21 protein-coding genes are annotated in these 26,885 nt (G+C 71.6%); 9 read left to right on the top strand and 12 right to left on the bottom strand.

Annotated elements, in window-relative coordinates:
- Positions 1 to 321 precede the first annotated feature (321 nt).
- Both ACOJUI_RS16675 and ACOJUI_RS16680 read left to right on the top strand, forming a co-directional pair.
- Positions 322 to 1,272: a carbohydrate ABC transporter permease gene (locus ACOJUI_RS16675; RefSeq protein WP_422116046.1), complete on the top strand. Its 951-nt coding sequence runs from the start codon at positions 322 to 324 to the stop codon at positions 1,270 to 1,272.
- Positions 1,273 to 1,411: 139 nt separating this feature from the next.
- The gene (locus tag ACOJUI_RS16680) at positions 1,412 to 2,254 is read left to right on the top strand and encodes a carbohydrate ABC transporter permease (RefSeq protein ID WP_422116047.1); all 843 of its coding nucleotides are present in this window, start codon (positions 1,412 to 1,414) and stop codon (positions 2,252 to 2,254) included.
- Between the two features lie 22 nt (positions 2,255 to 2,276).
- Here the strand turns inward: ACOJUI_RS16680 and ACOJUI_RS16685 are convergent, their stop codons facing one another.
- The 4 genes from ACOJUI_RS16685 to ACOJUI_RS16700 all read right to left on the bottom strand — a co-directional run bounded on the left by ACOJUI_RS16685 (position 2,277) and on the right by ACOJUI_RS16700 (position 9,006).
- Positions 2,277 to 3,653, bottom strand: a complete 1,377-nt coding sequence (locus ACOJUI_RS16685) for an ABC transporter substrate-binding protein (RefSeq protein WP_422116048.1) — start codon at positions 3,651 to 3,653, stop codon at positions 2,277 to 2,279.
- Between the two features lie 120 nt (positions 3,654 to 3,773).
- Positions 3,774 to 4,517 carry an MBL fold metallo-hydrolase gene (locus ACOJUI_RS16690; RefSeq protein ID WP_422116049.1) on the bottom strand — a complete coding sequence of 248 codons (744 nt, stop codon included), beginning with the start codon at positions 4,515 to 4,517 and terminating at the stop codon, positions 3,774 to 3,776.
- Positions 4,518 to 4,600: 83 nt separating this feature from the next.
- Positions 4,601 to 7,105: a transglycosylase domain-containing protein gene (locus tag ACOJUI_RS16695; RefSeq protein WP_422116050.1), complete on the bottom strand. Its 2,505-nt coding sequence runs from the start codon at positions 7,103 to 7,105 to the stop codon at positions 4,601 to 4,603.
- 485 nt (positions 7,106 to 7,590) lie between these two features.
- Positions 7,591 to 9,006 (bottom strand): CCA tRNA nucleotidyltransferase, encoded by a 1,416-nt coding sequence (locus tag ACOJUI_RS16700; protein ID WP_422117693.1) that lies wholly within the window; start codon positions 9,004 to 9,006, stop codon positions 7,591 to 7,593.
- Positions 9,007 to 9,174: 168 nt separating this feature from the next.
- Between ACOJUI_RS16700 and ACOJUI_RS16705 the strand changes: the two genes are divergently transcribed.
- The 7 genes from ACOJUI_RS16705 (at position 9,175) to ACOJUI_RS16735 (ending at position 17,902) form a co-directional block, all read left to right on the top strand.
- Positions 9,175 to 10,119 carry a DUF6049 family protein gene (locus ACOJUI_RS16705; protein ID WP_422116051.1) on the top strand — a complete coding sequence of 315 codons (945 nt, stop codon included), beginning with the start codon at positions 9,175 to 9,177 and terminating at the stop codon, positions 10,117 to 10,119.
- Entirely contained in the window at positions 10,092 to 11,537 is a 1,446-nt protein-coding gene (locus tag ACOJUI_RS16710) for a DUF6049 family protein (RefSeq protein WP_422116052.1), read from the top strand. Before ACOJUI_RS16705 ends, ACOJUI_RS16710 begins: the two co-directional genes overlap by 28 nt.
- Positions 11,534 to 13,276, top strand: a complete 1,743-nt coding sequence (murJ, locus tag ACOJUI_RS16715; RefSeq protein ID WP_422116053.1) for a murein biosynthesis integral membrane protein MurJ — start codon at positions 11,534 to 11,536, stop codon at positions 13,274 to 13,276. Before ACOJUI_RS16710 ends, murJ begins: the two co-directional genes overlap by 4 nt.
- Positions 13,277 to 13,331: 55 nt before the next feature.
- Positions 13,332 to 15,734 (top strand): hypothetical protein, encoded by a 2,403-nt coding sequence (locus ACOJUI_RS16720; protein WP_422116054.1) that lies wholly within the window; start codon positions 13,332 to 13,334, stop codon positions 15,732 to 15,734.
- On the top strand, positions 15,731 to 16,297 hold the full coding sequence (locus ACOJUI_RS16725) for a hypothetical protein (RefSeq protein WP_422116055.1): 567 nt from the start codon (positions 15,731 to 15,733) through the stop codon (positions 16,295 to 16,297). The genes ACOJUI_RS16720 and ACOJUI_RS16725 overlap by 4 nt, the downstream gene beginning before the upstream one ends.
- Before the next feature lie 100 nt (positions 16,298 to 16,397).
- On the top strand, positions 16,398 to 17,465 hold the full coding sequence (trxB, locus tag ACOJUI_RS16730) for a thioredoxin-disulfide reductase (protein WP_422116056.1): 1,068 nt from the start codon (positions 16,398 to 16,400) through the stop codon (positions 17,463 to 17,465).
- Positions 17,466 to 17,599: 134 nt separating this feature from the next.
- Positions 17,600 to 17,902 (top strand): hypothetical protein, encoded by a 303-nt coding sequence (locus ACOJUI_RS16735; protein ID WP_422116057.1) that lies wholly within the window; start codon positions 17,600 to 17,602, stop codon positions 17,900 to 17,902.
- A 2,526-nt stretch (positions 17,903 to 20,428) separates the two neighbouring features.
- Here ACOJUI_RS16735 and ACOJUI_RS16740 read toward each other — a convergent pair.
- The 8 genes from ACOJUI_RS16740 to rpmH all read right to left on the bottom strand — a co-directional run bounded on the left by ACOJUI_RS16740 (position 20,429) and on the right by rpmH (position 26,484).
- Entirely contained in the window at positions 20,429 to 21,949 is a 1,521-nt protein-coding gene (locus ACOJUI_RS16740; RefSeq protein WP_422117694.1) for a ParB/RepB/Spo0J family partition protein, read from the bottom strand.
- 230 nt (positions 21,950 to 22,179) lie between these two features.
- Positions 22,180 to 23,109 (bottom strand): ParA family protein, encoded by a 930-nt coding sequence (locus ACOJUI_RS16745; RefSeq protein ID WP_422116058.1) that lies wholly within the window; start codon positions 23,107 to 23,109, stop codon positions 22,180 to 22,182.
- Entirely contained in the window at positions 23,096 to 23,761 is a 666-nt protein-coding gene (gene rsmG, locus ACOJUI_RS16750) for a 16S rRNA (guanine(527)-N(7))-methyltransferase RsmG (protein WP_422116059.1), read from the bottom strand. The genes ACOJUI_RS16745 and rsmG overlap by 14 nt, the downstream gene beginning before the upstream one ends.
- 8 nt (positions 23,762 to 23,769) lie before the next feature.
- Positions 23,770 to 24,387, bottom strand: a complete 618-nt coding sequence (locus tag ACOJUI_RS16755) for a protein jag (RefSeq protein ID WP_422116060.1) — start codon at positions 24,385 to 24,387, stop codon at positions 23,770 to 23,772.
- A 63-nt stretch (positions 24,388 to 24,450) separates the two neighbouring features.
- Positions 24,451 to 25,557, bottom strand: a complete 1,107-nt coding sequence (gene yidC, locus ACOJUI_RS16760; protein WP_422116061.1) for a membrane protein insertase YidC — start codon at positions 25,555 to 25,557, stop codon at positions 24,451 to 24,453.
- Positions 25,558 to 25,642: 85 nt separating this feature from the next.
- Positions 25,643 to 25,939: a membrane protein insertion efficiency factor YidD gene (yidD, locus tag ACOJUI_RS16765; protein ID WP_422116062.1), complete on the bottom strand. Its 297-nt coding sequence runs from the start codon at positions 25,937 to 25,939 to the stop codon at positions 25,643 to 25,645.
- Positions 25,936 to 26,241 (bottom strand): ribonuclease P protein component, encoded by a 306-nt coding sequence (rnpA, locus tag ACOJUI_RS16770; protein ID WP_422116063.1) that lies wholly within the window; start codon positions 26,239 to 26,241, stop codon positions 25,936 to 25,938. The genes yidD and rnpA overlap by 4 nt, the downstream gene beginning before the upstream one ends.
- A gap of 105 nt (positions 26,242 to 26,346) precedes the next feature.
- Entirely contained in the window at positions 26,347 to 26,484 is a 138-nt protein-coding gene (gene rpmH / locus ACOJUI_RS16775) for a 50S ribosomal protein L34 (RefSeq protein ID WP_422116064.1), read from the bottom strand.
- Between the last annotated feature and the right edge of the window lie 401 nt (positions 26,485 to 26,885).

Consider the following 26,885-nt stretch of genomic DNA (forward strand, 5'->3'; position numbering starts at 1 on the left):
GGGCGCCGGCGACGATGCTGCGCGCAGGCAGCTCGCTGCGCCGGGTCCCGGGTGCCCGCGCGCCCGCTCGCGGGGCGACGGTGCAGTTCAGGGACTCTCCGACGAGGCGGGGCCGGCTCGCGAGGCCCACCGGTCCGGCGGCGCCGGCCCGCGGCCTGGGGCTTCACCGCGGCACGCACGGCGCGCAGGGGTGCGCCGCCGCGGTGCGGGGAACCCCGCTGATCCGGCCCGGCAGTTGTCCGCCGGGAGAAGCGCTTCTACTGTTCGCCAAGAGGGATCCCCTCCCCAGCGCCGTTCATCCGTCTGTCGAGAGGAGGTAGCATGACTGCTGCTGCACGCACCGCGTCCCGGATCCCACCCCCGCGGCGACGCCGCCGACGGTTCGACCGCGAGGCCCTGGCCGGGTACGCCTTCATCTCGCCCTGGATCATCGGGTTCCTGGTCTTCACCGTGATCTCGATGAGCTACAGCGCCTACCTCTCCGCGACCGACTACGACCTGGCCACCAACACGGCGCCGTGGGTGGGCGGGGAGAACTACGCGGAGCTGATCGACGATCCGAAGGTCCTGCAGTCCCTCGGCAACACCTTCACCTTCGCGCTCATGTCCGTGCCGCTGGAGACGGCCTTCGCGCTGCTGCTGGCGCTGCTGCTGATGTCGATCCCGCGCGGTCAGGGCTTCTTCCGGGTGCTGTACTACCTGCCGAAGATGACCCCGGCCGTCGCGACCGCCGCGGTGTTCCTGCTGCTGCTGAACGGCAACCGGGGCGCCGTGAACCAGGCGCTGGGCGCGGTCGGCATCCAGGGGCCGCAGTGGCTGATCGATCCGAACTGGATCATCCCCTCGATCGTGCTGATGTCGGCCTGGGCGGTGGCCGGCTCGATGATCATCTACATGGCCGCGCTGCAGGGCGTCCCGACGGACCTGTACGAGGCGGCCGCGCTCGACGGCGCCGGCTCCGTGCGGCGGTTCTGGAAGATCACCATTCCGCTGATCTCGCCGACCACGTTCTTCCTGGTGGTCACCAACACGATCTCCTCGCTGCAGGTCTTCGACCAGGCGTACCTGCTGTTCTACCGCGATGCCAGCAGCTCGGCGCCCTCGGCCTCCCTGTTCTACGGGATCTACCTGTACCAGCAGGCCTTCCAGCAGTTCAACTTCGGCCTCGCCGCGGCCATGGCCTGGGTCCTGTTCGCGATCATCATGGTGATCACCCTGATCCAGGTGCAGGTCTCCAAGCGGCTCGTCCACTACCAGGGGGAGAACCGATGACCACCTCGAAGTCCGCGATCACGGCGCCGGCCGTCGACGTCCGCCCCGGCGCCGCCGTCGTCTCCTCCCGGGCCGCCGCGGCGCGGCGCGAGACCCCCTGGCCGGCGCCGTCGGCGGCCACGCCGACGGTCCCCGCCGGGTGCTGCGGCAGATCGGGACGGTGCTGCGCTGGGCCCTGACCCTGGCGATCGGCGCGATGTTCCTGTACCCGCTGCTGTGGCTGCTGGCGGCGAGCCTGAAGCCGCGCGGGGAGGTGTTCGACAACCGCCTCATCCCGAACACCTGGGCCCTGGAGAACTACGCCGAGGTCTGGACCCAGCTGCCGCTGGCGAGCTGGTTCCTGAACTCGGTGTTCATCGCTGTGGCCGGGGCGACGCTGATGACCCTGTCGAGCTCCATGGTCGCCTTCGGCTTCGCCTACTTCCGCTTCCCGGGCAAGAAGGCGCTGTTCGCGCTGGTGCTGGCCACCATGATGCTGCCCGGCGCGGTGACGCTGGTCCCGAACTACCTGATCTGGAAGTATCTCGGGTTCCTCGGCACCACCGTGCCGCTGTGGGGCGGGGCGCTGTTCGGCTCGGCCTTCTACATCTTCCTGATGCGGCAGTTCTACCGCGGCATCCCCCGGGAGCTCTTCGAGGCCGCCCGCGTGGACGGATGCACCTTCTTCGGCCTGTTCCGGCGGATCGCCTTCCCGCTCGCGCTGCCCTCGGCCGTGATCGTGTGGCTGTTCGAGTTCCAGGCCGCCTGGAACAACTTCCAGGGCGCGCTGATCTACCTGAACTTCGGGGATCCCGAGGAGTACACGGTGCCGCTGGGCATCAACTACGCGATGACGCTGTTCTCCCCGACGGCGGGCGGGCACGGCGACTACCAGTACGTGATGGTCGCCTCCGTGGTGGTCACGGTGCCGATGCTGGTGCTGTTCGCCTTCGGGCAGCGGTACTTCATCGGCGGACTCGCCGGGGTCGGCGTCAAGGGCTGATCGGCCCCTGACGCCGACCGGGTCACTCGGCGTTGCTCTCGAAGTCCCGCTGGGCGGCCGCCTGCGCGTCGGCCATCGCCTGCGCCGGCTCCTTCTCGCCGTTCAGGGCGGCGGTGACGGCGTCCAGCAGCGCCTGCTTGATCTGCTCGCCCACCGGGGAGGAGCCGGTCGAGCGCGGCTCGGCGAGGATCTCGTAGTAGGCCGAGATCGCCTGGTCGAAGTCCGGGTCGCCGGACTCGCTGACGAACTGCTCCCGCACCTGCTCGTCGGCCTCGGGGGAGGCGGTGAAGACACCGGTGTTGATGCCGCCGCCCTCGGCGACGGTGGCCTGGCGGGCCTCCCCGGCCTTGAGCCAGGCGTCGGTGGAGGTCGCCGCGAGCGCCCAGGCCAGGGCGCCGTCGGGGTTCGCGCCGGCGGCGGGGACGGCGAAGGCGGAACCACCCGCGAAGGCGATCGGGTTGCCCTCGATGTCGCGGATCGGCACCGCCTGGAGGTCCACGGCGTCGGCGAAGTCCGTCAGCACGTTGAGGTACCACTGCGCCCAGGACTGCGCGACGACCTGGTCGCTGACGTACTGGTTCTGCTCGCCGAAGACGTCCATCGAGTTCTTCAGCGAGGTGACCTCGGCGTATCCGCCCTGCAGGTCCATCAGCTGCTTCATCCAGGTGACCGCCTCGACGTTCTCGGGGCGGTCGAGCGCCGGGGCCCCGTCCTCGCCGATGCTGCCGCCGCCGAAGACCTGCAGCCACATCTCGGCCGAGCCGGGGATGTCGGCGTCAAAGCCGAGCACGACCGGGCTCGAGCCCTCCATGGTGGTGGCCTTCTCCACCGCCGCCAGCAGCGCCGCGGGATCCGAGGTGTCGAAGTCCTCGGGGGTCATCCCCGCCGCCTCGGCGGCGCGGGTGTTGACCAGGATCGCGCTGGGCTGGAAGAACTGGGGCACCCCGTAGACGGCGCCGTCATGGGTGACGTCCTCCAGGGCGGCGGCGTAGTACTGCTGGGCGGGATCGACGCCATGGGCCTCGAAGCCCTGGTCCAGCGGCATGATCAGGCCGTTCGCGGCGAAGGTCGCGACCAGCGCGCGGTCCAGCTGGATCAGGTCGGCAACCTGCCCGGCGGCCGCCTGGGCGGTGAACTTCTGAGCGTCGAAGTTCGTGGTGTCCATCTCGATCTCGAGATCGGGCAGCTGCGCGGCGGCGTGGTCGGCCCGCGACTGACCGACCTCGTCCGAGGGGTTGAAGCCCATCGTGGCCAGGGGCCCGGTGGCGGTGGTGGTGAACTCGTGGCTCTCGTGGCCGCCCGCGGAACCGGACTCCTCGCCGCCGCCCGAGGAGCAGGCGGCGAGTCCGAGGACGGTGGTCGCGGCGCCGGCCTGGAGTGCACGTCGTCGACTCAGCATGGGGGTCTCCTCCCGGGGCGCGCGGCTCACACCCGTCGCGTGTGCTCGTCACCGCCCTCGCTCGCAGGGTAAGCCCGCGACCGGGCAGCGGCAACGTCTCCGTCCGAGCGGTCGTCGGCCCTAGGCGGCGCCCGCGCGCAGCGCCTGCTCCGCGGCCTCCGCCGCGCCGTCGTGCCAGGCCTTCCCGTGGCCGGGCAGCACGGTGGCGGCGCCGGTGCCGCCGAGGATGCTCACCGAGCGCAGCGCCTGCTCGCTGTCCGCGGTCGCGGCGCCCGCGACGATGCGGGGGCCGGTGCGCCCGGTGTAGGGGTCCAGGGTGACCAGCGCGTCGCCCGAGAGCAGGGCGTCGTGGTCCGCGAGGTGCAGGGCGATGTGCCCGAAGGTGTGGCCGGGGGTCGCGATCACCCGCGGGGAGCCCGGCACGTCCAGCACCGTCTCGGGGACGATCGGCTCGATGTGCTCGATGCCGCGCACGCGGGCCGCGCCGGCGGCGAGCATCGACCCCAGCACGGGGAGGGCGCGCGGGTGCCGCAGCGGGTAGGCGGCGATCGGGTTCTCGTGCACGTAGCGGTAGGGGTGCGCGGCCAGCTCGGCCTCGTCCGGATGGGCGAGCACCGGCACCCCCAGGCGCTGCACCAGTCGCCGGGCGACGCCGACGTGGTCGAAGTGCGCATGGGTGAGCACCAGGGCGCGGATGTCCTCGGGACGGCGCCCCAGGGTCCGCAGCGCGGTGCCCAGCTCGCGCCAGACGCCGGGCAGACCGGCGTCCACCAGGGTCAGCCCGCCCGACCCCTCGATCAGGTAGCAGTTGACGTGCGCGTGCTCGATCATGTGGACACCGGGGACCACGTCGGGAGTCAGCATCTCTCCTCCTCGCTCAGCGTCCTGCGAGCCTACGACCCGGCCGCGCGGCGGTCACGGTCACGGGCCGAGCGGTCGGTGCCGGCTCAGGCGCTGTTCTCGTCCTCGCGACCGGGGACGGCCGACGGACTGGGCGCGGCCGCGTCCTCCTCGTTGTCGCCCCCGCCCTGCTCCTCGGCCGGGGCGCCCTCGGTGGGCCGGATGTTCTCGCGGTCTCCGGGGGTGTCCTCGGGCTCCGGCGCGGGCTCCTCGGTGGGCTCCGGCGCGGGCTGCTCGGAGGGCTCCTCCGTCGGCTCCTCGCTCGGCTCCTCGCTCGGCTCCTCCGTCGGCTCCTCGCTGGGCTCCTCCGTCGGCTCCGGCTCGGGCTCCTGCGTGGGCTCGGGCTCCGGGGCGGGCTGCGGGGACGGGGTGCTGCGCTCGCGGGTCTCGTTGTCCAGCTCGACCTCCTCGGGGAAGTCGAGCATCTCCTGGCCCTCGAGCGAGGCGGACATGATGTCGCCCCAGATGTCGGTGGGGAAGGTCGAGCCGGTGATGAAGTCCTCCCCGCCGAAGGGCGTCAGGGGCTCCTCGGTGCTGCCGTCGGCCGAGGGCTGGAACATGCCCACGGCGGTGACCAGCTGCGGGGTGAAGCCGACGAACCAGGCGGAGCGGGTCTTCTCCGAGGTGCCGGTCTTGCCGGCCACCGGGCGACCGTCCATGGTCTCGCGCAGCGAGCGGGCGGATCCCTCCGACGGCGGCCCCTGCAGGGCGACGGTCGCGTTGATCGCGACCTCCTCGGCCATGGCCTGCGTCTCGGCGGGGTCCGCTGCGTAGCGCGAGGAGCCGTCGGGTCGGGTCACCGATTCGACGATGTAGGAGTCGCGGTGCACCCCGCCGCCGGCGATGGTCGCGTAGGCCTCGCCCATCTCGGTGACGGTGGGGGACGCCGAGCCCAGCACGTTCGACGCGTCGGCGCCGAGACCGGGGGTGTCCTCCGGCAGTCCGAGGGCGATCGCGGTGTCCATGGTGCGCTGCGGGCCGATCTCGATGTTGGCCTCGGCGTAGGCGGTGTTCACCGAGCTGGTGGTGGCCTTCTGCAGGCTCACCCGCCCGTAGTCGATGTCGTTGAAGTTGTTGACCGTCCAGCCGCCCCGAAACGTCTTCGGGGAGTTGCCGTCCCAGCGGGAGTCCAGCGGGTAGCCGTCCTCGAGGGCGGCGATCAGGGTGAAGGTCTTGAAGATGGAGCCGGCCTGCATGCGGGACTGGGTGGCGTCGTTCTGCGCCTGCGCCACGTAGTCCGGGCCCCCGTACATCGCGCGGATCGCGCCGGTGGCGGGGTCGATGGTCACGGTGCCGACGCGGTTGTTCTCGGGCCGGTCCTCGGGCAGGGAGTCCACCGCCGCGACCGTGTGCTCCTGGATCATCGGTTCGATCGTGGAGGTGATCGTGAAGCCGCCGGTGTTGATCTCGTCCTCGGTGAAGCCCTCGGCGACCAGCTCGTTGCGCACCTGCGACAGCAGGTAGCCCTTCGTCCCGCCGAGGCTGTTCTCGCTCCGGGGGGCGATGGTCTCGGGGAACTGCAGGGCGTCGGCCTCCGCGGCCGTCATCTTCCCGTCGTTGACCTGGCGGCTGACCACCCGGTCCCACAGCTGCGCGGCCTTCTCGGGGTCGTTCGCCGGGTCGTAGACCGAGGGGCCGGGGATCACGGCCACCAGCAGCGCGGCCTCCGCGTCGGTGAGGTCCACCGCGTCCTTGCCGAAGTAGGCCTGCGCGGCCTCCTGCACCCCGTAGGCGCCGCGGCCGAAGTAGATGGTGTTGAGGTACCGCGAGAGGATCTCGTCCTTGCTGAGCTCCTGATCGGCCTTCAGCGCCATCACCATCTCCCGCATCTTGCCGGGGATGGAGGTGACGGTGCCGGTGTGGTACCGCTCGACGTACTGCTGGGTGATCGTCGAGCCGCCCTGGCGGGCCCCGCCCTGGACGTTGTTGACCAGGGCGCGGACGATGCCGCGCGGCGAGATGCCGCGGTTCTCGTAGAAGCTCGAGTCCTCGCTCGCCACGACCGCGGTCTTGATGTTCTCCGGGATCTCGTCGGCGGGCAGCTCGGTGCGGTTGATCTCGCTGAACTGCCCCATCTCGGTCTCGCCGTCGGCGTAGTAGACGCGGCTGGTCTGGGCGAGCGCGAAGTCGGAGGGCTCGGGCACCTCGGTGTCGTTGTAGAGCCACACCGCGAAGCCGAGACCCGCGAGCACCATCAGCGCCATCGCGCCGGCGATCATCCGCAGCGAGGGGATCCAGCGCCAGGGGTTCTTCGCCCCGGCGCGCGGGTAGTTCAGGAAGTTGGTGGCAGCGGCCCCTGTGCGGCCCGCGCCCTTGCCGCCCTGCGCTGCCGAGGGCTTCGCGGAGCTGCGCGCGGATGCGGCCGCCGGCGTCGCGGCGGAGCTGCGCCCGGTGCGGCTGGTGCCCTTGGCCGGCGGGGCGGCGGGGGACGGGGACGACCCCGAGGCGGCGCGACGCACGCCGGCGGCGCGGCGGGCACCGCCGCTCGTCGGCTTCTTGGATCGGCTCGATCGATCCGACGAGCCGCGGGACGAGCCTCGGGAATCGCTCATGGCTGCTCCTGGTCCTTCGGGGGCGCTGACGGGTGTGGGCGCCTGGCGACGCTCAGCTCCTCAGTATGACCACGCCGCCTCACCGGGCGGAATGCTGCGGCGTCGAAGCACACAGGGTGTCCACGTCCGGTGCGGCGCCGCTCACATCGACCGAGAGGTCGTGGGGCGGGGTGCGCGAGCCCGCAGGCGTCGGGGGTCCCTACCGCCACGTTCGGGGGTCCCTACCGTCGAGTTCGGGGGTCCCTACCGCGAAGTTATGTGCACGTGGCTTCCATATACGGAAGCAGAGTGCACATAACTGGCCGGTACTCCGTGAGGGGTGGGGAGCCGTGGGGCGGGCTCGTGGCGTTGCACCCGGGCTGGCGCCCTTGCCGCCCGCGACCCTCGTTCGGCCGCATACCGCCCGGTTATGTGCACGTGGCTTCCATCTACGGAAGCAGGGTGCACATGACTGCCCGGTAACGCGCGATGGGCGGGGCCGGTGCTCAGCCCTCGGCGCGGGCGGACCACCAGGCGCGCAGCTCGGCCTCGGCCCGCTCCGGGCCGAGGGGGCCGTGCTCCATGCGCAGGCCCAGCAGGTGCTGGTAGGCCTCGCCGACAGCGCGGCCGGGGCCGATCCCGAGCACCTCCATGATCCGGTTGCCGTCGAGGTCGGGGCGGATCCTGCCGATCTCCTCCTGCTCGGCGAGGTGGTCGATGCGGGCCTCGAGCTCGTCGTAGGCGAGGGCGAGGGTGCGGGCCTTGCGGCGGTTGCGGGTGGTGACGTCGGCCCGGGTGAGGCGGTGCAGGTGCGGCAGCAGGTCGCCGGCGTCGGTGACGTAGCGCCGCACCGCGGAGTCGGTCCACGGGGAGTCGATGTAGCCGTGGAACCGCAGGTGCAGCTCCACCAGGCGGGCGACCTTCTTGGTGGTGTCCTTGTCGAAGGTCAGCGCCTTCATCCGCTTGGCGGTCATCTTCGCGCCCACGGTCTCGTGGAAGCGGAAGGTCACCACGCCGCCCTCCTCGAAGCGCCGGGTGGCGGGCTTGCCCACGTCGTGCATCAGCGCGGCCAGACGCAGCACCAGGTCCGGGCGCTCGCAGGGACCACCGGATCCCGCCGGGCTCTCGAGGTCGATGGCCTGGTCGAGCACCGTGAGGGTGTGCTGGTAGACGTCCTTGTGGTGATGGTGCTCGTCGATCTCGAGCTGCAGGGCCGGCAGCTCCGGCAGCACCTGGGCGGCCAGCCCCAGCTCGGTCATCAGCTCCAGGCCGCCGCGGGGGTGCGCGCCGAGCAGCAGCTTCACCAGCTCCTCGCGGACCCGCTCCGCGGAGACGATGGTGATCCGCTCGGCGAGCGCCTCGATGGCGTCGGCCGTGGCGTCCTCGATGCGGAACCCGAGCTGGGAGACGAAGCGGACCGCGCGCATCATGCGCAGCGGGTCGTCGGTGAAGGACTGCTCGGGGCCGACGGGGGTGCGCAGCAGCGTGCGGGCGAGGTCGCCGAGCCCGTCGAAGGGATCCACCAGCTCGAGGGAGGGCAGCCGCACCGCCATCGCGTTGACCGTGAAGTCGCGGCGGGAGAGGTCGCCCTCGAGGGTGTCGCCGAAGGCCACCTGCGGCTTGCGGCTGGCGGGGTCGTAGGACTCCGTGCGGTACGTGGTGATCTCGACCTTGACCCCGTCGCGCACCCCGCCGAGGGTGCCGAAGTCGCGGCCCATGTCCCAGATCGCGCCGCCCTGGGTCCAGTCCCGCAGGATCGACTCGGTGTCCTCGGGCCGGGCGGAGGTGGTGAAGTCGAGGTCCGCGCTCGAGCGTCCCAGCACCGCGTCGCGCACCGGGCCGCCCACCAGGGCGAGCTCATGGCCGGCGGCCTCGAACCGCCGCCCGAGCTCGTGGATCTCCTCGGGCAGGGCCCGGAACATCGAGGCCGCACGGGTGCGCGCGGTCTCGAGCCGCGCGGCGGTGGCGGTGGTCTCGTCGGCGGTCTCGCTCACAGGCTGTCCTGTCGTGGGTGGGGGTCCGGCCAAGGGGGTGCGGAGCACTCGGGCACCCGCAGCCCCTCTACGGTAGCGGCCGCTTACAGTGTCCCCATGCCGTCGTTCCCGCTGTCCGTGCGCCCGGTGCTCGCGGCACTGCTGACGGCACTGCTCCTGGCCTCATCAGTGCTGGTCAGCGCCGGGCTGGACCTGTTCCCGGCCGCCCGCGCCGCCGTCGGGAGCCCCGTCGGAAACGCGCCGGCGGCCCCGGCGGAGCCGGCCGCGGACGCCCCGGTGAGCGTCGACCTCGTCTCCCTGGCCCCCACCGCGCTCGCGCCCGGGGGGACGCTGGAGGCGACGCTCGAGGTGACCAACACCTCGTCGGCGCCGGTGCCGGCGCTCACGCTGGAGCTGCGCACCCAGACCTCCCGGGTCACCGACCGCTCCGTCCTCGCCGACTGGCAGGCCGACAGCTCCCCGGACACCTCCGCTCCCGCGCTCGCCCGCTCCGTCCAGCACCCGCAGCTGGCCCCCGGGGAATCGGTCACCCTCACCGTCGAGGCCTCCGCCGAGGAGCTGGGCTACTCCGAGCAGACCTATCACTGGGGCACCCGACGCGTCTCATTCACCGTGGTCGCCGCGGAGCAGCCGCTGACGGCGCTGCGCTCCTTCGTGATCTGGCGACCCGCCGGCGTCGAGGCGACGATCACGCAGTCGGTGCTGCTGCCGGTCGCCGCCCACGACGCCTCCGCCGTCGTCACCGCCCCCGACGCGTTCCAGGCCTCCGCCGAGAGCGGACGCCTCGCCGGACTGCAGGAGCTGTCCCAGCGCGAGGACGTCGACTGGTGGCTGGACCCGGCGCTGCTGGACCCGCCGCTGCTGCCGGAGCCGCTCCCGGAGGCGGTCGCCGGTGAGGAGACCGCGGCGGAGGACGACGCCCCCGAGCCGGTCCGCTCCTTCCGAGCGGATCCCCCTCCGCCCAGATCGCCGACGCCCTCGACGGGGCCGTGGGTGAGCGCACGGTGCTGGCCATGCCCTACGCCCAGGCCGATCTGCTGAGCCTGCGCAGCGCCGGGGCCGAACAGCTGCAGGGCGCCGCGCAGGAGCGGGCGGACCGGATCTGGGAGCAGCGCGACATCCTGCCGAGGGCCTCGGCGCTGCCGGTCGACGGCCCCACCGCCGACGGCGCGATCCTCGAGTCCCTGCTCGCCGGCGGCGCGACCGCCGCCGTGGTGCCCTCCAGCTCCCTGCGCGCCGATCCGGCCGCCGCCGTCACCCCCAGCTCGGTCGGCGTGTTCGCCTCCACCCGGGCCGCCGGCGCCACCCTCCCGCTGCTCGCCCCCGACCCGGTGCTGTCCTCCGAGTTCTCCCTGCTCACCGGCGACGCCGATGCCGAGCAGACCCGGCAGAGGCTGCTGGCGGAGACCGCCACGATCGCCTCGGAGTTCACGACCGCCCCCCGCCACCTGCTCATCGCGCCCTCGCCCGATGCGACCCTCGACGCCGCGGCCGCCGGCGCCGCCCTCGACGCCCTGGCCGAGGCGCCCTGGATCGAGAGCGGCCGCACCAGTGGGCTGCTGGACCTCGCCGAGCGGCAGGAGTGGACCACCGATCCGCAGAGCGGGAGCGGGGAGCCCTTCGCGCTCGGTGAGCTGGAGGCCGCGGAGGTCCGCCCCAGCGGTCCCGCCGCCGACGGGCGCTGGGAGCACCTGGCGTTGGCCGAGGATCCCGAGCTGCTGGATCCCGAGGCGCTGCGGGAGCTCGAGGAGACCTGGGAGCGGCTCGAGGCCCTCGACGCGGTCATGGAGGACGACGCCCCGCTGGATGCGCCGCGGCTGGAGATCCTCGCCGGCACCTCGCTGCGCTGGCGCGGCACCCCCGAGGTCCCGGTCGAGCGCGCGCGGGACGCGACCGCGCTGACCGCCGCGCTGCAGGACCGCATCCAGGTGGTGCCGGCCTCCGGGTACAACGTCATCTCCGACGTCGCGGGGGTGCCGATCACCATCCGCAACGACCTCGACACCCCGATCACCGTGCGCACCCAGGTCTCCTCCGACAGGCCCCTGGTGCGGATCGAGGAGCCGGCGGCGGTGACGGTCCCGGCCCGCGGGCAGGTCGACGTCACCGTCGAGGTCGAGGCGGTCGCCAACGGCTCCGTCACCCTCACCACGGTCGTCGCCACCGAGGACGGGCGCCCCCTCACCGCGCCCGTCGAGGTGCCCCTGACGGTCAACCCCTCCTGGGAGAACTGGACCACCATGGTGATGGTGATCGCGATGGGCGCCCTGGTGGTGGTGGGGGTGGCCCGGGCGCGCCGCACCGGCGCCGCGACCCGGGCACCGGCGGTGCGCGGCCCCGAGGATCCCGAGGAGCTGGCCCGCACCGGCCGCTCCACGCTCGACCTCCGCGCTGCGTCCCCACCCCCCGCCCGCTCGCAGCCCCACGACACCGACCGACCGAAGGAGGACCGCCGATGAGCACCGCCCTCCGGGTCCAGCACGTCCCGCGGCACCGCCGTCACGGCAGCCCGTCCAGCCGCTCGCGGCTGCTGCAGGCCAGCGTGGTGATGGCCTCCGGCTCGCTGATCTCGAGGCTGCTGGGGTTCGTGCGCAACTTCCTGTTCGGCGCGATCCTGGGCGGTTCGATGTCCGCCGCGGCCAACGCCTTCAGCGCCTCGAACACCCTGCCCAACACCATCTGGATCCTGGTCGGCGGCGGCACCCTGAACGCGATCCTGGTGCCCGCGATCGTGCGCGCCGTGAAGCGGCCGGACCGCGGCAGCGACTACGTCTCGCGCCTGATGACGCTGTTCGCGGGGGCCTCGCTCGCGGTCACCGCCGTCTGCATCGTGGCGGTGCCGCTGCTGCTGACGCTGACCAGCGGCGTGCTGCCGCCGGCCACGTACGCCCTGGCGATCCAGCTCGGCTACTGGATGATGCCGCAGATCTTCTTCTCGGCGCTCTACGTCATGTGCGGCCAGCTGCTCAACGCCCACGACTCCTTCGGGCCCTACCAGTGGGCGCCGGTGATCAACAACCTGGTCGGCATCCTGGGGGCCGCGCTGTTCCTGGGCCTGTGGGGCACGGTCGGCGATCCGAGCCAGTGGACGATGACGATGATCGTGGCGATGGCCGCGATCAACGTGGGCGGCTCGGCCGCGCAGGTGCTGTTCCTGTTCTGGTACGTCAAGAAGCTCGACCTGCGGCTGCGCCCGAAGTGGGGAGGCTTCCGCGGCCTCGGCCTGGGCAAGCTGAGCCGGATCGGCCTGTGGTCGCTGGCGATGCTGGGCCTGGGCCAGCTCGGCATCTGGGCCACCCGCTGGGCCACCGGCGGGGCGGTGCGGATGACCGAGCAGCTGGCCGACCAGCCGGACCTGGCGGCCCGCTACCCGGCGCTGCTCACCATCGAATGGGCGTACCTGGCCTTCATGATCCCGCAGGGCATCATCGGCGTCACCCTGGTCACCGCGGCCTTCCCGGCGCTCTCGCGCAATGCGGCCGACGGCGACCACGCGGGCGTGCTGCGGCGCTTCGCGGAGACCAACCGCCTGCTGGCGGTCCCGATGATGCTGTGCACCGCGATCTTCGTGGCCCTGTCGGGTCCGATCATGTGGGTGATCGGTGGCGGCACCGGCGAGATCGGCGCCCGCGCCAACGGCACCGTGCTGGTCGCCTACATGCTCGGCCTGGTGCCCTTCGCCTCCCTCTATCTCATCAAGCGGGTGTTCTTCGCCTACGAGGACGCCCGCACCCCGTTCCTGACCCAGATCCCCAACACCGTGGTCTCCGTGCTCGCGGTGCCGATCATCCTGACCCTGGTGGATCCGATGCACGCGACGATGACCGCCGCCGGCGTCTCCAGCCTCGGCAACCTGGTGGCCTGGGTGATCGCGCTGTGGCTGCTGCGCCGCCACGCCGCCCGGCACGGCACACCGGCGCCGAGCACCGCCGACGGCGCCCGGCAGCTGGGGAAGCTCGCCGCCGCCGCGCTGCTCAGCTGGGCCGTCGGCACCGGCCTGGTGGCCCTGGCCGGCGACCTGCTGTGGACGCACCGGGCACTCGCGGTGGCGCTCGGCATGGTCGTCAGCGCGGTCATGGTCGCGGTGTTCGTCGCCGTCGCCTGGGTCCTGCAGGTGCCCGAGGTCCGCCAACTGGTCGGCTACGGTCGGCGCCTGAGCAATAAGCTGACCCGACGTGGGGTGAAGGCGACCTCGTAGCATGGAAGGCGCTCGTGACGGACGCACCGACGCAGGACGACGAGAAGGACGGTTTGTGAACACGAACCCGCAGCAGGACGCACTGCGCTCTCGGTGGACGCTGGAGTCGAGGATCCCTCTGTCCGGCGTCGCCGACGGCGCCGTGTGGCGCCGTGCCCGATCGGTGGCCACCGGCGAACCCGTGGTCCTGTTCATCGTCCAGGGGGAGGCCGCGCTGGAGGCGGCCGACGCGGTGCGCCGCGCCTATCTCGTCGAGGACCCGCACCTGCTGCCCGTCCAGGAGATCGTCGTGCTCGACGACCCCCGGGACGCCTCCGACCAGCCGCCGTCCGCCACCGCCGCGGACGGGCCGACGACGGTCGTGGAGTACCCGGTGCCCTCGGCCCCGCCGCTCGCGGCCCTGCTCGCGGACGGCCCGCTGCACCCCGAGACCGCCCGCGCCGTCATCGGCGAGGCCGCCACCGGTCTCGAGGTCGCCCGCCGACGCGGCGTCCGCCATCAGCTGCTCGACTCCAACCGCATCTTCGTGGACACCGGCTCCGGGGCGGTGATGATCCTGGGGATCGGGGTCGAGGCCGCCGCCCATGTGGGCCTGGACCGCTCCCGGGAGGTCGCCTCCTTCCAGGACACGGCCGCGCTGGTCGCCCTGCTGTACCGGGCCCTGACCGGCCGCAGCCCGCAGCCGGACGCCGCCGGCGCCGTCCCGCGGCCGTCCTCGGTGGTGGACACCGGGATCCCCGAGGACCTCGACGTCCTGTGCGACCTGGTGCTCAACGAGTCCGCCGACGAGATCCCCGAGACCACGCGGGCGCTGATCGAGGCGCTCGGGCCCTGGCAGTCGATCCCGGTGACGCTCGAGGCCTACCCCCGCGCGGCCCCGGAGCCGACGCAGCCCCCGGCGCAGGTCGAGGAGGACGCGGCGCTGGAGAGCACCGCCGCCATGGACGCGGTTCCCGATGCGGAGCCGGAGCAGGAGCCGGGGGCTGATGATGCCACCGCCCGGCTGTACGCCGTCCCCGCCGCGGCCGCGGCCGGCGACGTGCCCGCCGCGACCGGTGCGGCCGGCAGCGGCGGCACCAGCGGTCTGGCGGGCGCCGCGGGAGCGACCGCCGAGGCCTACGGCTACGACGTGGAGGGGGAGCGCTCGAGCGCGACGGATCCCGCCGCCGACGACACCGCGGTGCCAAGCGCCCCGGCGGCCTCGGCCGAGGCCGAGGAGCTGGTCAAGGACCTCCGCCTCGATCAGAAGCGCGGCGCCGCGGCCTTCCCCGGACATCTGGAGATCGCCCGCCCGGTCGATCCGGCGCCGCAGGAGCCGTCCGCCGACGCGGCCGACGGTGCCGCGGGAGCGGTCGCCGCGGGCGCCGCCGCCGACCTCCCGGCCGGCACCGCCGGCACCCTGTGGCCCGTGGCCTCGTCAGCGGAGCACACCGAGCAGAACCCGCTCGCCCCGGCCCCCTCGTCGGAGGGCTCGGAGGGCCGCGCCGAGCAACCGGCCGCGAGCTCCTTCGCCTCCACCCCCGACGCCTCTCCCGCCACGCCCACGGGCGCCGTGCCGCAGGAGACCGACCGCGAGACCCCGACCCCGGTCGCCGTCAGCGGCCGCACGGTCCCGCTCGCACCGGTCGCCGCGGACGGGCCGATCGTGGTCCACGGCCGCGACCACTCGCTGCTCGACGACACCCCGCCGGAGGAGAGCGAGCCGTCCGCGCGCAGCTCCCTCCTGCGCGATGTGGTGGGGGTGGCGGTGGGCGCGGACGACCCCGACACCTACGCGATGGGGCCCAGCGACCGGGAGAAGCGCTCCCTGCAGTCGCAGTGGATCATCCTCGGCGGGGTGATCGTGGTGATGGGCGCCCTGGTCTTCGCGGTCACCGCGGTGACCAGCGATCTGCGCGACATCATGGCCGACCCGCTGGCCACCTCCGAGCCCTCGCCGACCGCTCCGGCGGAGGAGGACACCGGCGAGGCGCCGTCGGAGCCGACCGCCGAGCCCACCGAGGAGCCCGCGCTCCCCGCTCCCGCGCTCGGCGGCGTCGAGCTCTTCACCGCCGGCACCGACAAGGAGCCGGACAACGCCGACCAGCTCGACCGGATGACCGACGGGGATCCCACGACGTACTGGTCGAGCCAGTACTACGCGAGCCCCGACTACGGAGGTCTCAAGGACGGGGTGGGCGTCCGCCTGAACTTCGCCGAACCCTCCACGCTCACCGCGGTCACGGTGACCACGGCGCGGAACAACGGCGGCGCGATCGAGCTGCGCGCGCTCAACGACGACGGCAGTCTCGGCGATGTGCTCGCCACCGGCGAGCTCGCCGGCGACGGCCAGGTGCGTCTCGAGCCCGGCGAACCGGTCGACGCCGACAAGGCCGCCCTGTGGATCCCCGAGCTGCCGCCGGACAGCAACGAGTCCGGACGGTTCCGCGCCCGGATCGCCGAGATCCAGGTCGAATGACCCCTCGCGTGCCTCGGAGGGCGGCCTCGCGACGGGGGGACGCCGACCGATCGCGCATCCACGCCGTCCTCGGCATCCCGGTGCCGGTGGTGCTGATCGCCCTCGCCGCCTCGGCGCTGTTGGGGCTCCTGCTGGCCTCGGCGCTCGAGCAGTCCACCGCCAGCCGCTCGCACACCCCGGTCACCTCAGTCGACTCCGCGGCGGGCGCCGGGAAGAATGCATCCGGTCTTCCCGTTGTCACGGAGATGACGCTCGGCACCGAGGTGCAGCGCCTGGTCGACGCCGGCACCATCCAGCCGATGACGAGCTTCGACGCGGCGCAGTGCCTGCGGGAGCAGGAGATCCAGGAATCGATCCTGATCATGGAGGAGGTCGCATGGGGTCCCGAGCAGACGTCCGGATGGTTGCTGGTGCACGGCCCCATGGACCGCGAGACGCTGCGCGCCAACGGCGGGGTCGTCTCGACCACCGTCGTCCTTCCCGAGTGCGGGACGGCGACGGACGACTCCGCACCGGACCAGGACCGGCTCTGGTCGGGTCACGTGATGATCGGCTCCCTCTGACCGTGGCCCCTCTAACGGCCACGCTCACCGAACTGACCCATACTGGACGACGGTTCCCGCGCTGACCGCCCACGACCCGCTTCTCGGAAGGACATCATCCATGTCGCAGCCCATCCAGGCCCTGAACATCCTCGGCGGCAGCGCCTCGGCGGCCCAGACCGCCCCGGCCGTCGCTGCCGAGATCACGGGGGACGAGACCATCCATGAGGTGGTCATCGTCGGCTCCGGCCCGGCCGGCTACACCGCCGCGATCTACACCGCGCGCGCCGAGATGAACCCGATCGTGATCGCGGGCGCCCTGGATGCCGGCGGTGCGCTGATGACCACCACCGACGTGGAGAACTTCCCCGGCTTCCCGAACGGCGTGCAGGGCCCCGAGCTGATGGCCGCACTGCAGGAGCAGGCCGAGCGCTTCGGCGCCGAGGTCGTCTACGAGGACGCCGTCGACCTCCAGCTCGACGGGGACGTCAAGACCGTCACCCTCGACGACGGCACCGTGTACCGCGCGAAGTCGCTGATCATCACCACCGGCTCCGCCTACCGCAAGCTCGGCATCGACGGCGAGAGCGAGCTCTCCGGCAAGGGCGTCAGCTGGTGCGCCACCTGCGACGGGTTCTTCTTCAAGGATCAGGACATCGTGGTGGTCGGCGGCGGTGACAGCGCTGTCGAGGAGGCCACGTTCCTCACCCGCTTCGGGAAGACCGTGACCCTGGTCCACCGCCGTGACCAGCTGCGGGCCTCGAAGATCATGGCCCGGCGCGCCGAGGCCGACCCGAAGCTCCGCTTCGTCTGGAACAGCGAGCTGGTGAGCATCAACGGCACCGACAAGGTCGAGTCCGTGACGCTGCGCGACACCGTCACCGGCCAGGAGCGCGTGCTCGGCACGTCCGCAGTGTTCGAGGCCATCGGGCACCTGCCCCGCACGGACCTGGTGCGGGGCAAGCTCGACTTGGACGACGAGGGCTACATCGTCTGCCAGGGCCGGACCACCTACACCTCCGTCCCCGGTGTCTTCGCCGCGGGCGACGTCGTGGACCACAGCTACCGACAGGCGATCACCGCTGCCGGGACCGGCTGCCAGGCCGCCCTGGACGCGGAGCGGTGGCTGGCTGATCAGGCCGCCGGGATCGACACCGATCAGCTCGTCGCGGAGGCGGCCGCGCAGTGACCGCGGCTCCCCTCGTGGGGAGGGGGACGCCGGGGCCGGCCCCGGTCGTCGTGCTCGTGAGCGCACCGTGGGCAGGACCTTCCCGTCCAGCGCCCACGGTGCTGCGCGAGCTGGCTCGGCGCTGGGGCGGGGCCGTGCGCACGCTCCTCATCGAGGACCCCGACGACGCCGCGCTCGAACAGCTGCGCGTCACGGTGCTGCCGACCTGGCTGCGCTTCGTCGCAGCCGACGCCGACCCGGAGACGGATGCCGTCTGCGTGCCGGAGCTGAGAGGCCGGGGTGGGGGCGGGGAGGAGCTGGTCCTCCCGGGTCCGTGGCGCCTCGACCATGAGCGCACCGGAGCGCTTCCGAAGCATGAAGTGGACAGGGAGTTCGGACCGGACGCGAAGAAGGACCCAGCGGGGCCGGGGCGGGAAGAGCGACGCCCCTCGTCCTGAGGTCACACGCAAGCGATACGGGCCAACTGTCAACTCCTCGCGAAGGCCACCCACTGACGTGCACGAACACCGTTGTCCACAGGGTTGTCCACACCATTGTTCACACCTCCTTGCGCCTCCGTCCACACAGTTGTCCACATTGTGGTGTGGATAAGCCGCTCTGCGGGCATTCTCTCCTGGCGCGCACGAATCCGGCCGTGACCTGGGAAAACATACCCGCCGGCATCCCACTCGCATCACGACGGCGCAGTCGAGACGGCCGAGTCGGCCGCTCGGGAGTGGATTTAGACATGTGTCTACGATTTAGTTATCCACAATGTAAGCCACAGTGTGGAGGTATGCCCGCTGCTGCCTCGCGGGCGCAGCACTGCCCGTCGCATTCCCGCCGAAAGGTCGCCCTTGTGGACCCACCCGTGTGCTCAGGACGGCGGCGTCCTCGGACGTGCCGGAAACGATGCTGCCGTGCTGGCGAGGCCGGCGCAAGGAGAGAGGCGTACTCGATCGGCAGCCTTACGACACTTGCAAGCCGTGGATGAATCGAGTCCGTTCTCACGGAACTCGTACGGCAATGCCCGTGCCCGTTTCCCGTGAAACAGTGTTCCGCGATCGAGTGAGCCGACACGTGACCTGAAGCGCGATGTCGGCGCGCTTCGGGCGCGGTCGCGGCCATGGTTTCCCGTGAAACGCCGTGGCGCAGCGTGCCGCGTACGCGACGCGGTCAGTCTCGATCGCACCGCCTTCCGTAGTCGGCACCTTCTCTGGTCAGGATGCGGGGGTTTCCCGTGGAACTGCGTCCGGGGCTTCGACGGCCGGACGGTTAGACGTGCACGACTGTCGCAGCCGGTGGCTGCCGGTGTAGGGAGTACATACTTTGCGTCCACGGACTCCTGCGACCGAGCCGTCTGACGTGAGGCGCTCCGGCACCGATCAGTGCGCTTCGCCCCTGGCTGTCGGGACGGCAGATTCACGTGAAACGGGTCCGGGAGGACTGGGTCTGTTCAGGAAAGAGCGCACCGCATCATTGGTGCCCGCCGCTGCCGACTCCGCGCGGAGCACGGTCGGGCGGTGGAGGAGGGTGTGCACACGTCGTGGGCAAGTCCAGCGCACCGATCCGCGAGACCCCTTCAGTCAGCGCGGAGTGTTTCACGTGAATCGGCGAATCTGATGTCGGGCGGGCTGTGGAGGCCAGGCCCTGACGATGCCGAATAGATGCAATCGCCGACGCCTGGATTGGCGGGTTCCCGGGCCTGTCGTCGGTGTCCCCAGGAAGCTCCCCTACCTCGAGCCGGCTCGGGACAAACCAGCCACTGCTGCTGCGCTTCGTTCTGGTCTGCTCGGCATCCCGTCGCCGTGCTCGACGGGTATGCGGGTCATTCCCACCGATACGGCGTAAGAGTTTCACGGGAAACCCGCTGTGGTAACCACCCGTCGACAATCGTCGCGGGCACCCGGGCCCGGTGACTTTCGATCCGATCTCGACGGCGAGGCCCAACACGTGCGCGCGCGGATGGTTCCACGTGAAACCGTCCGGCCTCGCATGTCTACGCACCGACCTCGGCACGGGCCGCCGGCCAGCGTGGAGCCGCACTGATTCCAGAGGGCGCTCCACGTGAAACGTCAGGAATGCGCCGCGCAGACCCGGGTTCAACGCGTCTCGTGATCACCGCAGGAGCCCTTCATTCTCATACCTATTGCGAACTCTGTGGGATCAGGAGTCTGCACCTTCTGCCGCTGCGAGCACATGTTGCGCACCAGCACAGCGATGTGGTGGGGGGCTGGAGCGGAGGACCTACGTTCCACGGGAAACTCCACGCACCTTCGCCTCCTGTGGCATGCCGTGCCCGCTGCTCACGCACCACGACCGTCACCACGGAGGATTGCCGCGGGGAATCGACACGAGATCCGGCACCACCGAGAAGCCCGAGGCAACGCTGGACGATGCGGGTTCACGTGAAACTCACCGCAGCGCGCGGTACTTTGACGCCACGTGGTCGCGATCGACGCCCACCGAAGGCGATTGGACGGCCGGCGCGGTGCGCCCGACTGCACCAAGCGTGACAACCGGGTCCGCAAGGTTCCGCAGCGGCGCCTCGGCAGACGCCGAGCAGGCTTCCTGGTTGATCCGCGGCGCCGTTTCGCGTGGAACCTCTGAGTCGACACGGTTGCCTGACGTCCGTCCGTGCCCTGAGCTCTCGATGAGGGGCCATGAACCCGGCCTCCGTGGGCGGATCCTCCCAACCCGAGCCCGACACAGGGAAGGCCATGCACGAGGCATAGAGCGTTCTCCACAGCGTTGTGCACACTGGTGGATAAGCCCCGATGGCTGGGTCGTTCGCGTTCGCCCATCGACTCGCTGGGGGCTTGTGCACGCGCTGGAGCCTTATCTGACATCGCGGCCCTGCGCGTCAGATTCATCGAATGGGCTAGATCTTCTCGCACCTGCGCGATGCAGCGGGCGCCAACGAAAGCAGGCCCCCGCGTGAGCGGGAGCCTTGCCTTCGAGCGTCGAGGAGTCCTCGGGGAGCCTCAGGCCCCCGGCCCCTCCTCCGAGGCGGGGACGGCGACGTCCAGCCCCATGCTCTCCACGAGACGCTCCAGGTCCTCGAGGTTGGTGAACTCGAGGGTGATGCGGCCCTTGCGCTTGCCGATATCGATGCGCACCTGCGTCTCGAGGCGGTTGGACAGACGGCTCGTCAGGTCCACGACGTGGGGATCGTAGGTGCTCCGGCGCACAGTACGGGTGGCCGGCTGCCCGCCGCCGGTCGAGACCAGACGCTCCACCGCGCGCACCGAGAGGCCTTCGGTGACGATGCGCTGGGCCAGCTCCTCCATCAGTCGCGGGTCATCGAGGGAGAGCAGCGCCCGCGCGTGTCCGGCGCTGATCGCACCGCTCGCAAGCCTCCGCTGTACGAGGGCCGGCAGCCGGAGCAGGCGCAGGGTGTTGGTGATCTGGGGGCGGGAGCGGCCGATCCGCTCACCGAGCTCGTCCTGTGTGCACCCGAAGTCCTCGAGCAGCTGCTGGTAGGCGTTGGCCTCTTCGAGCGGGTTCAGCTGGGTGCGATGGAGGTTCTCGAGCAGGGCGTCACGCAGGAGATCGTCATCGCTGGTCTCGCGGATGATGGCGGGGATGGACGTGAGCCCGGCGCGACGTGCTGCACGCCACCGCCGCTCGCCCATGACGAGCTCGAACGACTCGCCGTCGTCGGTGACCGGGATCGGTCGGACGACCACCGGCTGGAGGACGCCCACCTCCCGCAGCGAGTACGCGAGCTCGTCGAGCTCGTCCTCGTCGAACATCGTTCGCGGGTTGCGGGGGTTCTCCCGGATCTCGTGGATCGGGATCTCCGCGAACTCGGCGCCGGGAACGCTCACCAGCCCGCGGGGCTGCGCATCCGAGGTGGCCGGTGCGGCGTCCACGGTCGGCTCCGCGACCTCGGCGGGCGCCGACTGCTCGGCGACGACCGGTTCCAGCACAGGCGACGGATCATCCTTCGCGGCAGCGTCCTGCGGTGCGTCCGGCTCGGTCTCGGCCGCTGCGGGGGCATCCTGCGGTGCGGCCTCCCGTGCCGGCGTGAGCTCGACGGGCTCGACGTCGACGACCGGGCTGTCGTCGGTCACCGGGCCCGAATCGGCCGCGGGCACGGCCGCCGCTTCCGGTGCCCTGCTCGTCGTGGCCGGCTTCGCGGCAGCCGGCTTCCCGGCAGCGGGCTTCGCGGCAGCGGGCTTCGCGTTCGTCTTCTTGGCCGGGGGCTTCGTCGCGGCCGTCTCGGCGGTCGGCTGCTTCTCCGCGGCCTTCGCCGTGGAGGTCTTCGGGTTCGTCTTCCTGCCCGGCGCGGTCGTCGCCGAGCCGGCCCCGGTGGTGGACGCGGAGGTCGCACGTTCCGCCGTTGCCTTGGACGCGGTGCCTCGCGAGGCGCCGTTCCCGGTGGTGCGTCCGCGGCGCTCGGCCGCAGCACGGGCCATGCCTGCCGCGAGGTCACGGGCGACGGGACGCTCGCGCTCCGGGCGGCCGTCGTCCGTGCTGACCTTCTCGCCGGAGAAGAACATGTCCACCGGGCGGGGGAGACCGGCCGCTCGTCCGCGGCGGAGTCCGTGCGCGCACGGGTGCGCAGCTCCTGCTCGGGCGCCGCCGCCGATCCGGCACCCGGTATCAGGGCACCGAGCCCCCGACCGAGTCCTCGCTTCTGCGTCATGACCGTTGTCCTTCCAAGAATTGTCATCGCCGTGCTGTGCCCGAGGGCACGCACGCCCCATCGCGCGCGGCCGTCGGGCCCGGATCAGGGAGCTGGTCGGGTGTTCAGCTCGTAGGCCGCGGCGCGGTAGGCCAGGGCGCCGCTCGAGCTGGGGTCGTAGGTCAGCACGGTCTGGCCGTAGCTGGGCGCCTCGGAGATCCTCACCGAACGGGGGATCGTGGTCTCCAGCGTCGTATCGGGGAAGTGGTCCCGGACGTCCTGGGCCACCTGGGCGGCGAGCCGGGTGCGCGTGTCGTACATCGTGATCAGGATCGAGGAGACCACGAGCTCGGGGTTGAGGTGCTGGCGGATCAGCTCGATGTTGTTCAGCAGCAGCGAGAGCCCCTCGAGGGCGTAGTACTCGGCCTGGATCGGGATCAGCACCTCGCGGGCGGCGACCAGCGCATTGACGGTCAGCAGACCCAGCGACGGCGGGCAGTCGATCAGCACGTAGTCCAGTCGGGACATGCCCTCCTGCTCGCGATGATCGAGGTAGTCGCGGATCGCGTTGCGCAGGCGGTTCTCCCGCGCGACCAGGGAGACCAGCTCGATCTCCGCCCCCGAGAGGTTGATCGTGGCCGGCGCGCAGTACAGGTGCTCCATGTCGGGCACCGGCTGCACCACCCCGGCCAGGGAGGCGGACTCCACGAGCACCTCGTAGATGCTCGGCACGTCGGCGTGGTGCTCGATGTTCAGGGCGGTCGAGGTGTTGCCCTGCGGGTCGGCGTCGATCACCAGCACCTCCAGGCCCCCCATCGACAGGGCGGCCGCGAGGTTCACGGTGGACGAGGTCTTGCCGACCCCGCCCTTCTGGTTGGAGACGGTGATGATCCGGGTGGAGTCGGGGCGATGGAACTGGATGCCCTCGAGCTTCCGGCGGCGGGCATGATCCCGGGTGAGCTCGCGCATCAGAGGGGTGTCCTCCATCGCGCCGTGCACCGGGGAGGAATCGGCGCGCTGTTCAGCCACGTGCATCTCCCTTCCTGGTCACCTTGGCACGGCGACGCACTTGGACCACTGTAGTGGGAACCTCGACCTCGCCCTCCCCGTACTGGGAGATGGTGGGCTCGACGCCGCCCAGCCGGGTGAGGACCTTCTCGGCCTTCTCGAGCTCCTCGGCCGCGGAGGAGCCCTTCATGGCCAGCAGGCTCCCGCCGTCGGCCGCCAGCGGCAGCGTCCAGCGGGCGAGCTTGTCGAGGGCGGCGACGGCGCGGGCCGTGACCACGTCGAAGGTGCGTCGACCGTGGAGGTCCTCCGCGCGGGCCCGCACCACCTCAAGGCCCAGGCCGAGCTCCGCATCGACCTCCTCCAGCCAGGTGGTGCGGCGCTGCATGGTCTCCACCAGCGTGATCTCCAGCTCCGGGCGGGCGATCGCGATCACCACCCCCGGCAGTCCGGCGCCGGAGCCGACGTCGACCAGGGTGGTGGCCGACGCATCGATCGCGTCGACCATCAGCGCGCAGTTGATCAGGTGCCGCTCCCACAGCCGATCCACCTCGCGCGGGCCGATCAGTCCGCGCTCGGGCCCCTGCTCGGCGAGCAGGGCGGCGAAGCGCTCCGCCAGCTCGAGTCGGTCTCCGAAGAGACGCTCGGCCGGTGGGCGCAGGGCATCAGGAAGGGACGGCACCGGGGACCTCAGGACACCGGGTAGATCACGACGTGGCGGTTCTTGCCGTCGCCGTCGGACTCCGAGCGCAGCCCCTCGCGCTTGGCGACGTCATGGACGACCTTGCGCTCGAAGGGGTTCATCGGGCGCATCGGCACCTGCGCGCCGGTCTCCTTCGCCTCGGCGATCGCCTGCGCGGCCAGCTCCTCGAGGCTGCCCTTGTGCTCGGCGCGGAAGCCGCCGATGTCGAGCATCAGCCGGGAGCGGTTGCCGGTGCGGGTCTGCACGGCCAGGCGCGCCAGCTCCTGCAGGGCATCGAGCAGCTCGCCCTTGGGGCGGTTCAGCGCCGCGAGGCGGTCCGCGCCGCGGATCTCCACGGAGGCGCGATCGCCGTCGACATCGATGTCGATGTCGCCGTCGAAGTCGGCGATGTCCAGCAGCTCCTCGAGGTAGTCGGCGGCGATGTCGCCCTCCTCCTCCAGGCGGCGCAGTCGCTCCTCGGCGGACTCGCCGGGGACCTCCGGGGCGTCGTCGCCGGACTCGGCGACGGGCGCGTCCGTGCCGCTCGGCACGGGCTCGGCCTCAGCGAGGGGCAGGGGGGCGCTGACGTCGGTCACAGGGGCTTCAGGGGTGGTGTCGTCGTTCATGAGGTCCTCCGGGACAGGGGTGGGGGGACATCCCGGGGAGCGACCGTGCTCCCCGGGTCGAGATCACTTCTTGCGCTTCTTCTTCGCGCCCTTGTTCAGCGCGGAGGAGCCCTGCGGGGCCGGCTTCGGGGTCCCGCCGGCGGCCTCCTGCGCCTTGCGGCGCTCCTCGGCGGCCTTGGCCCTCGCCTCGCGGGCGCGCTCGAGCTTCTCCTCGTCGGAGAGCTTCCTGCCGCTGCGGTTCTTCCCGACCGGCTGCACGCGGATCTGCGGCTCGGGCTCCGGCTCGGTGGAGACCTTCTTCGGCGGGGTGAAGTCGAGGGGCTCGAGGCCCTTCTTCTCGCGCTTGGCGTTGATGCGGGCGTGCTTGGCCCGCTCCGCCTCGGTGCCGGGGGTGGGGGTGGCGCGGATGACGATGTACTGCTGGACGAAGGTCCACACGTTGGTGGTGAGCCAGTAGACGAGCACACCGATCGGCATGCCCGGTCCCGTGATCACGTAGATGAACGGGAGCATGTACAGCATCATCTTCTGGGTGCTGGCCATCGGGCCCTCGAGAGCCGCCTTGGGCATGTTGCGCATGGTCAGCTCCTTCTGGGTGATGAAGGTGACCGCGCTCATGAGAGCGATGATGATGCCGGCGACGATCTTGGTGGTGAGCCCGCCGTCACCCGAGTTCAGGAAGCTGTCGGCGATGGTGACGTCGCCGAAGAACGTGGCGCTGCTGGCGTTCCGGGCGATCTCGGGCGTCAGCGCGCCGAAGCCGTTGCCCTCGGCGGCCTGCGGGAGCTTGTTGAACAGCACCCGGAACAGGCCGAAGAAGATCGGCATCTGCAGCAGCACCGGCAGGCACGAGGAGAACGGGCTGGACCCGGCCTCCTTGTAGATGGCCATGGTCTCCTCCGCCATCTTCTGGCGGGACTCCGGGTCCGTCTTGCCCTTGTACTTCTTCTGCACGGCCTGCAGCTCCGGGGAGACCGTCTGCATCGCGCGGGAGGACCGGATCTGCCGGACGAACAGCGGGATGATCAGGGTGCGCACCACGATGGTGAGGCCGACGATCGACAGCGCCCAGGTGTAGCCGGAGTCCGCCGGCATGAACAGCGACAGCACGTCGTGCAGATTCACCATGAGCCATGCCACGGCCCATTCGATGGGATACAGGGGGTTCATCGGCCTGGTCTTCCTGCCGCACGGATGCGCATGTCGTTCATGCGAGGTGACGGCTGTGGTGGGGAGTCTCGGACAAGAGTAGGCCCTAGCGGGCTGGGTGCCGCAGTCGGCGTGGATTGCTCCACATGCCCGGGGCGGGCACCGGATCGGGACCCCCGCGGGTGAGGGGATTGCAGCGCACGATCCGCCAGGACGTCAGCAGGATCCCCTTCACCGCACCGTGCACCCGCAGGGCCTCGATGCCGTACTGCGAGCACACCGGGTCGTACCGGCAGGCGGGCGGGGTGTAGGGGGAGATGCCGACCTGGTAGCCGCGCACCAGCAGCATCAGCAGCCGTCGCGGCAGCCGGACGACGCCGCGCAGCCCTCCCGGCGCGCTCATCGCGCCGACTCCCGACGCCGCTCGAGCTTGCGCAGGGCCGCGGAGAGTGCGCCCTCGACCTCCGCGGAGAGCTCGGCGAAGGGCAGGTCCTGGATGCCCGGCAGCGCGCGCAGCACGATCGCGGAGCCCGGGGGCAGGGTCGCGAAGTGCGGCCGCACGATCTCGCGCAGCCGACGGGTCACGCGGTTGCGCACCACGGCGTTGCCGATCTTCTTGGACACGACGAATCCCACGCGGGGTGCCTCTGCTCCCTGCGAGAGCTGGGAGAGGTGCACCACCACGTGGGATCGGGCGCTGCGCACGCCACCGCGGGTGACGGCGCGGAACTCGTCGGCCGAACGCAGCCGATGACTAGACCAGGCCACGGCGCCGAAGCGTCTCGCTGCTGGTCATCTGCGTCGTCCGCCTCAGGCGGAGAGCTCGGCGCGGCCCTTGGCGCGGCGGCCGTTGAGGATGGCGCGGCCGGCGCGGGTGCTCATGCGGGCGCGGAAGCCGTGCTTCTTGGCGCGACGACGGTTGTTCGGCTGGAACGTGCGCTTGCTCATGGTTCTCCTCGATCGTGGGCACGGACGTGCCCTCGCGGTGGTCTGTGGTCTGCTGCACGGACGGGATGCCCGGGCGCACCCGCCGGGGCGGGGCGGCTGCCGAAGATCCGATCCGACACCGGAGGGGGTCCGCAGTGGATCCGGGAACCGCATCGGGACGGCGCGCAGCGCTGACTGCACGATTTTAGGGGCGAGGGTGCCTGCGGTCAACGGCTGCAGGCCCGGGAGGCCTGGTTGTGGCCGGATTCTCACTGCCGCACCCGTCGGCCGCCTCCTCGCGGAGCCGGCGGCGAGGCCCGCGTCACGGGAGGCGGACTTCACCTCGTCGTCCACAGTGGCGATCCACAATGCAGAGGTTACTGTGGAAAACTGTTGCGACCGCCGATCATAGGGAGACACCG

The organism is Brachybacterium sp. UNK5269, assembly GCF_049266655.1.
GTDB lineage: Bacteria > Actinomycetota > Actinomycetes > Actinomycetales > Dermabacteraceae > Brachybacterium.

Coding starts and splice junctions, on each gene's coding strand:
- ACOJUI_RS16740 (WP_422117694.1), bottom strand. CDS start 21,949: ATGTTCTTCTCCGGCGAGAAGGTCAGCACGGACGACGGCCGCCCGGAG.
- murJ (WP_422116053.1), top strand. CDS start 11,534: ATGAGCACCGCCCTCCGGGTCCAGCACGTCCCGCGGCACCGCCGTCAC.
- yidC (WP_422116061.1), bottom strand. CDS start 25,557: ATGAACCCCCTGTATCCCATCGAATGGGCCGTGGCATGGCTCATGGTG.
- ACOJUI_RS16710 (WP_422116052.1), top strand. CDS start 10,092: ATGCCCTACGCCCAGGCCGATCTGCTGAGCCTGCGCAGCGCCGGGGCC.
- trxB (WP_422116056.1), top strand. CDS start 16,398: ATGTCGCAGCCCATCCAGGCCCTGAACATCCTCGGCGGCAGCGCCTCG.
- ACOJUI_RS16755 (WP_422116060.1), bottom strand. CDS start 24,387: ATGAACGACGACACCACCCCTGAAGCCCCTGTGACCGACGTCAGCGCC.
- ACOJUI_RS16725 (WP_422116055.1), top strand. CDS start 15,731: ATGACCCCTCGCGTGCCTCGGAGGGCGGCCTCGCGACGGGGGGACGCC.
- ACOJUI_RS16685 (WP_422116048.1), bottom strand. CDS start 3,653: ATGCTGAGTCGACGACGTGCACTCCAGGCCGGCGCCGCGACCACCGTC.
- ACOJUI_RS16705 (WP_422116051.1), top strand. CDS start 9,175: ATGCCGTCGTTCCCGCTGTCCGTGCGCCCGGTGCTCGCGGCACTGCTG.
- ACOJUI_RS16745 (WP_422116058.1), bottom strand. CDS start 23,109: ATGCACGTGGCTGAACAGCGCGCCGATTCCTCCCCGGTGCACGGCGCG.
- ACOJUI_RS16675 (WP_422116046.1), top strand. CDS start 322: ATGACTGCTGCTGCACGCACCGCGTCCCGGATCCCACCCCCGCGGCGA.
- ACOJUI_RS16695 (WP_422116050.1), bottom strand. CDS start 7,105: ATGAGCGATTCCCGAGGCTCGTCCCGCGGCTCGTCGGATCGATCGAGC.
- ACOJUI_RS16690 (WP_422116049.1), bottom strand. CDS start 4,517: ATGCTGACTCCCGACGTGGTCCCCGGTGTCCACATGATCGAGCACGCG.
- rpmH (WP_422116064.1), bottom strand. CDS start 26,484: ATGAGCAAGCGCACGTTCCAGCCGAACAACCGTCGTCGCGCCAAGAAG.
- yidD (WP_422116062.1), bottom strand. CDS start 25,939: ATGAGCGCGCCGGGAGGGCTGCGCGGCGTCGTCCGGCTGCCGCGACGG.
- ACOJUI_RS16700 (WP_422117693.1), bottom strand. CDS start 9,006: ATGTTCCGGGCCCTGCCCGAGGAGATCCACGAGCTCGGGCGGCGGTTC.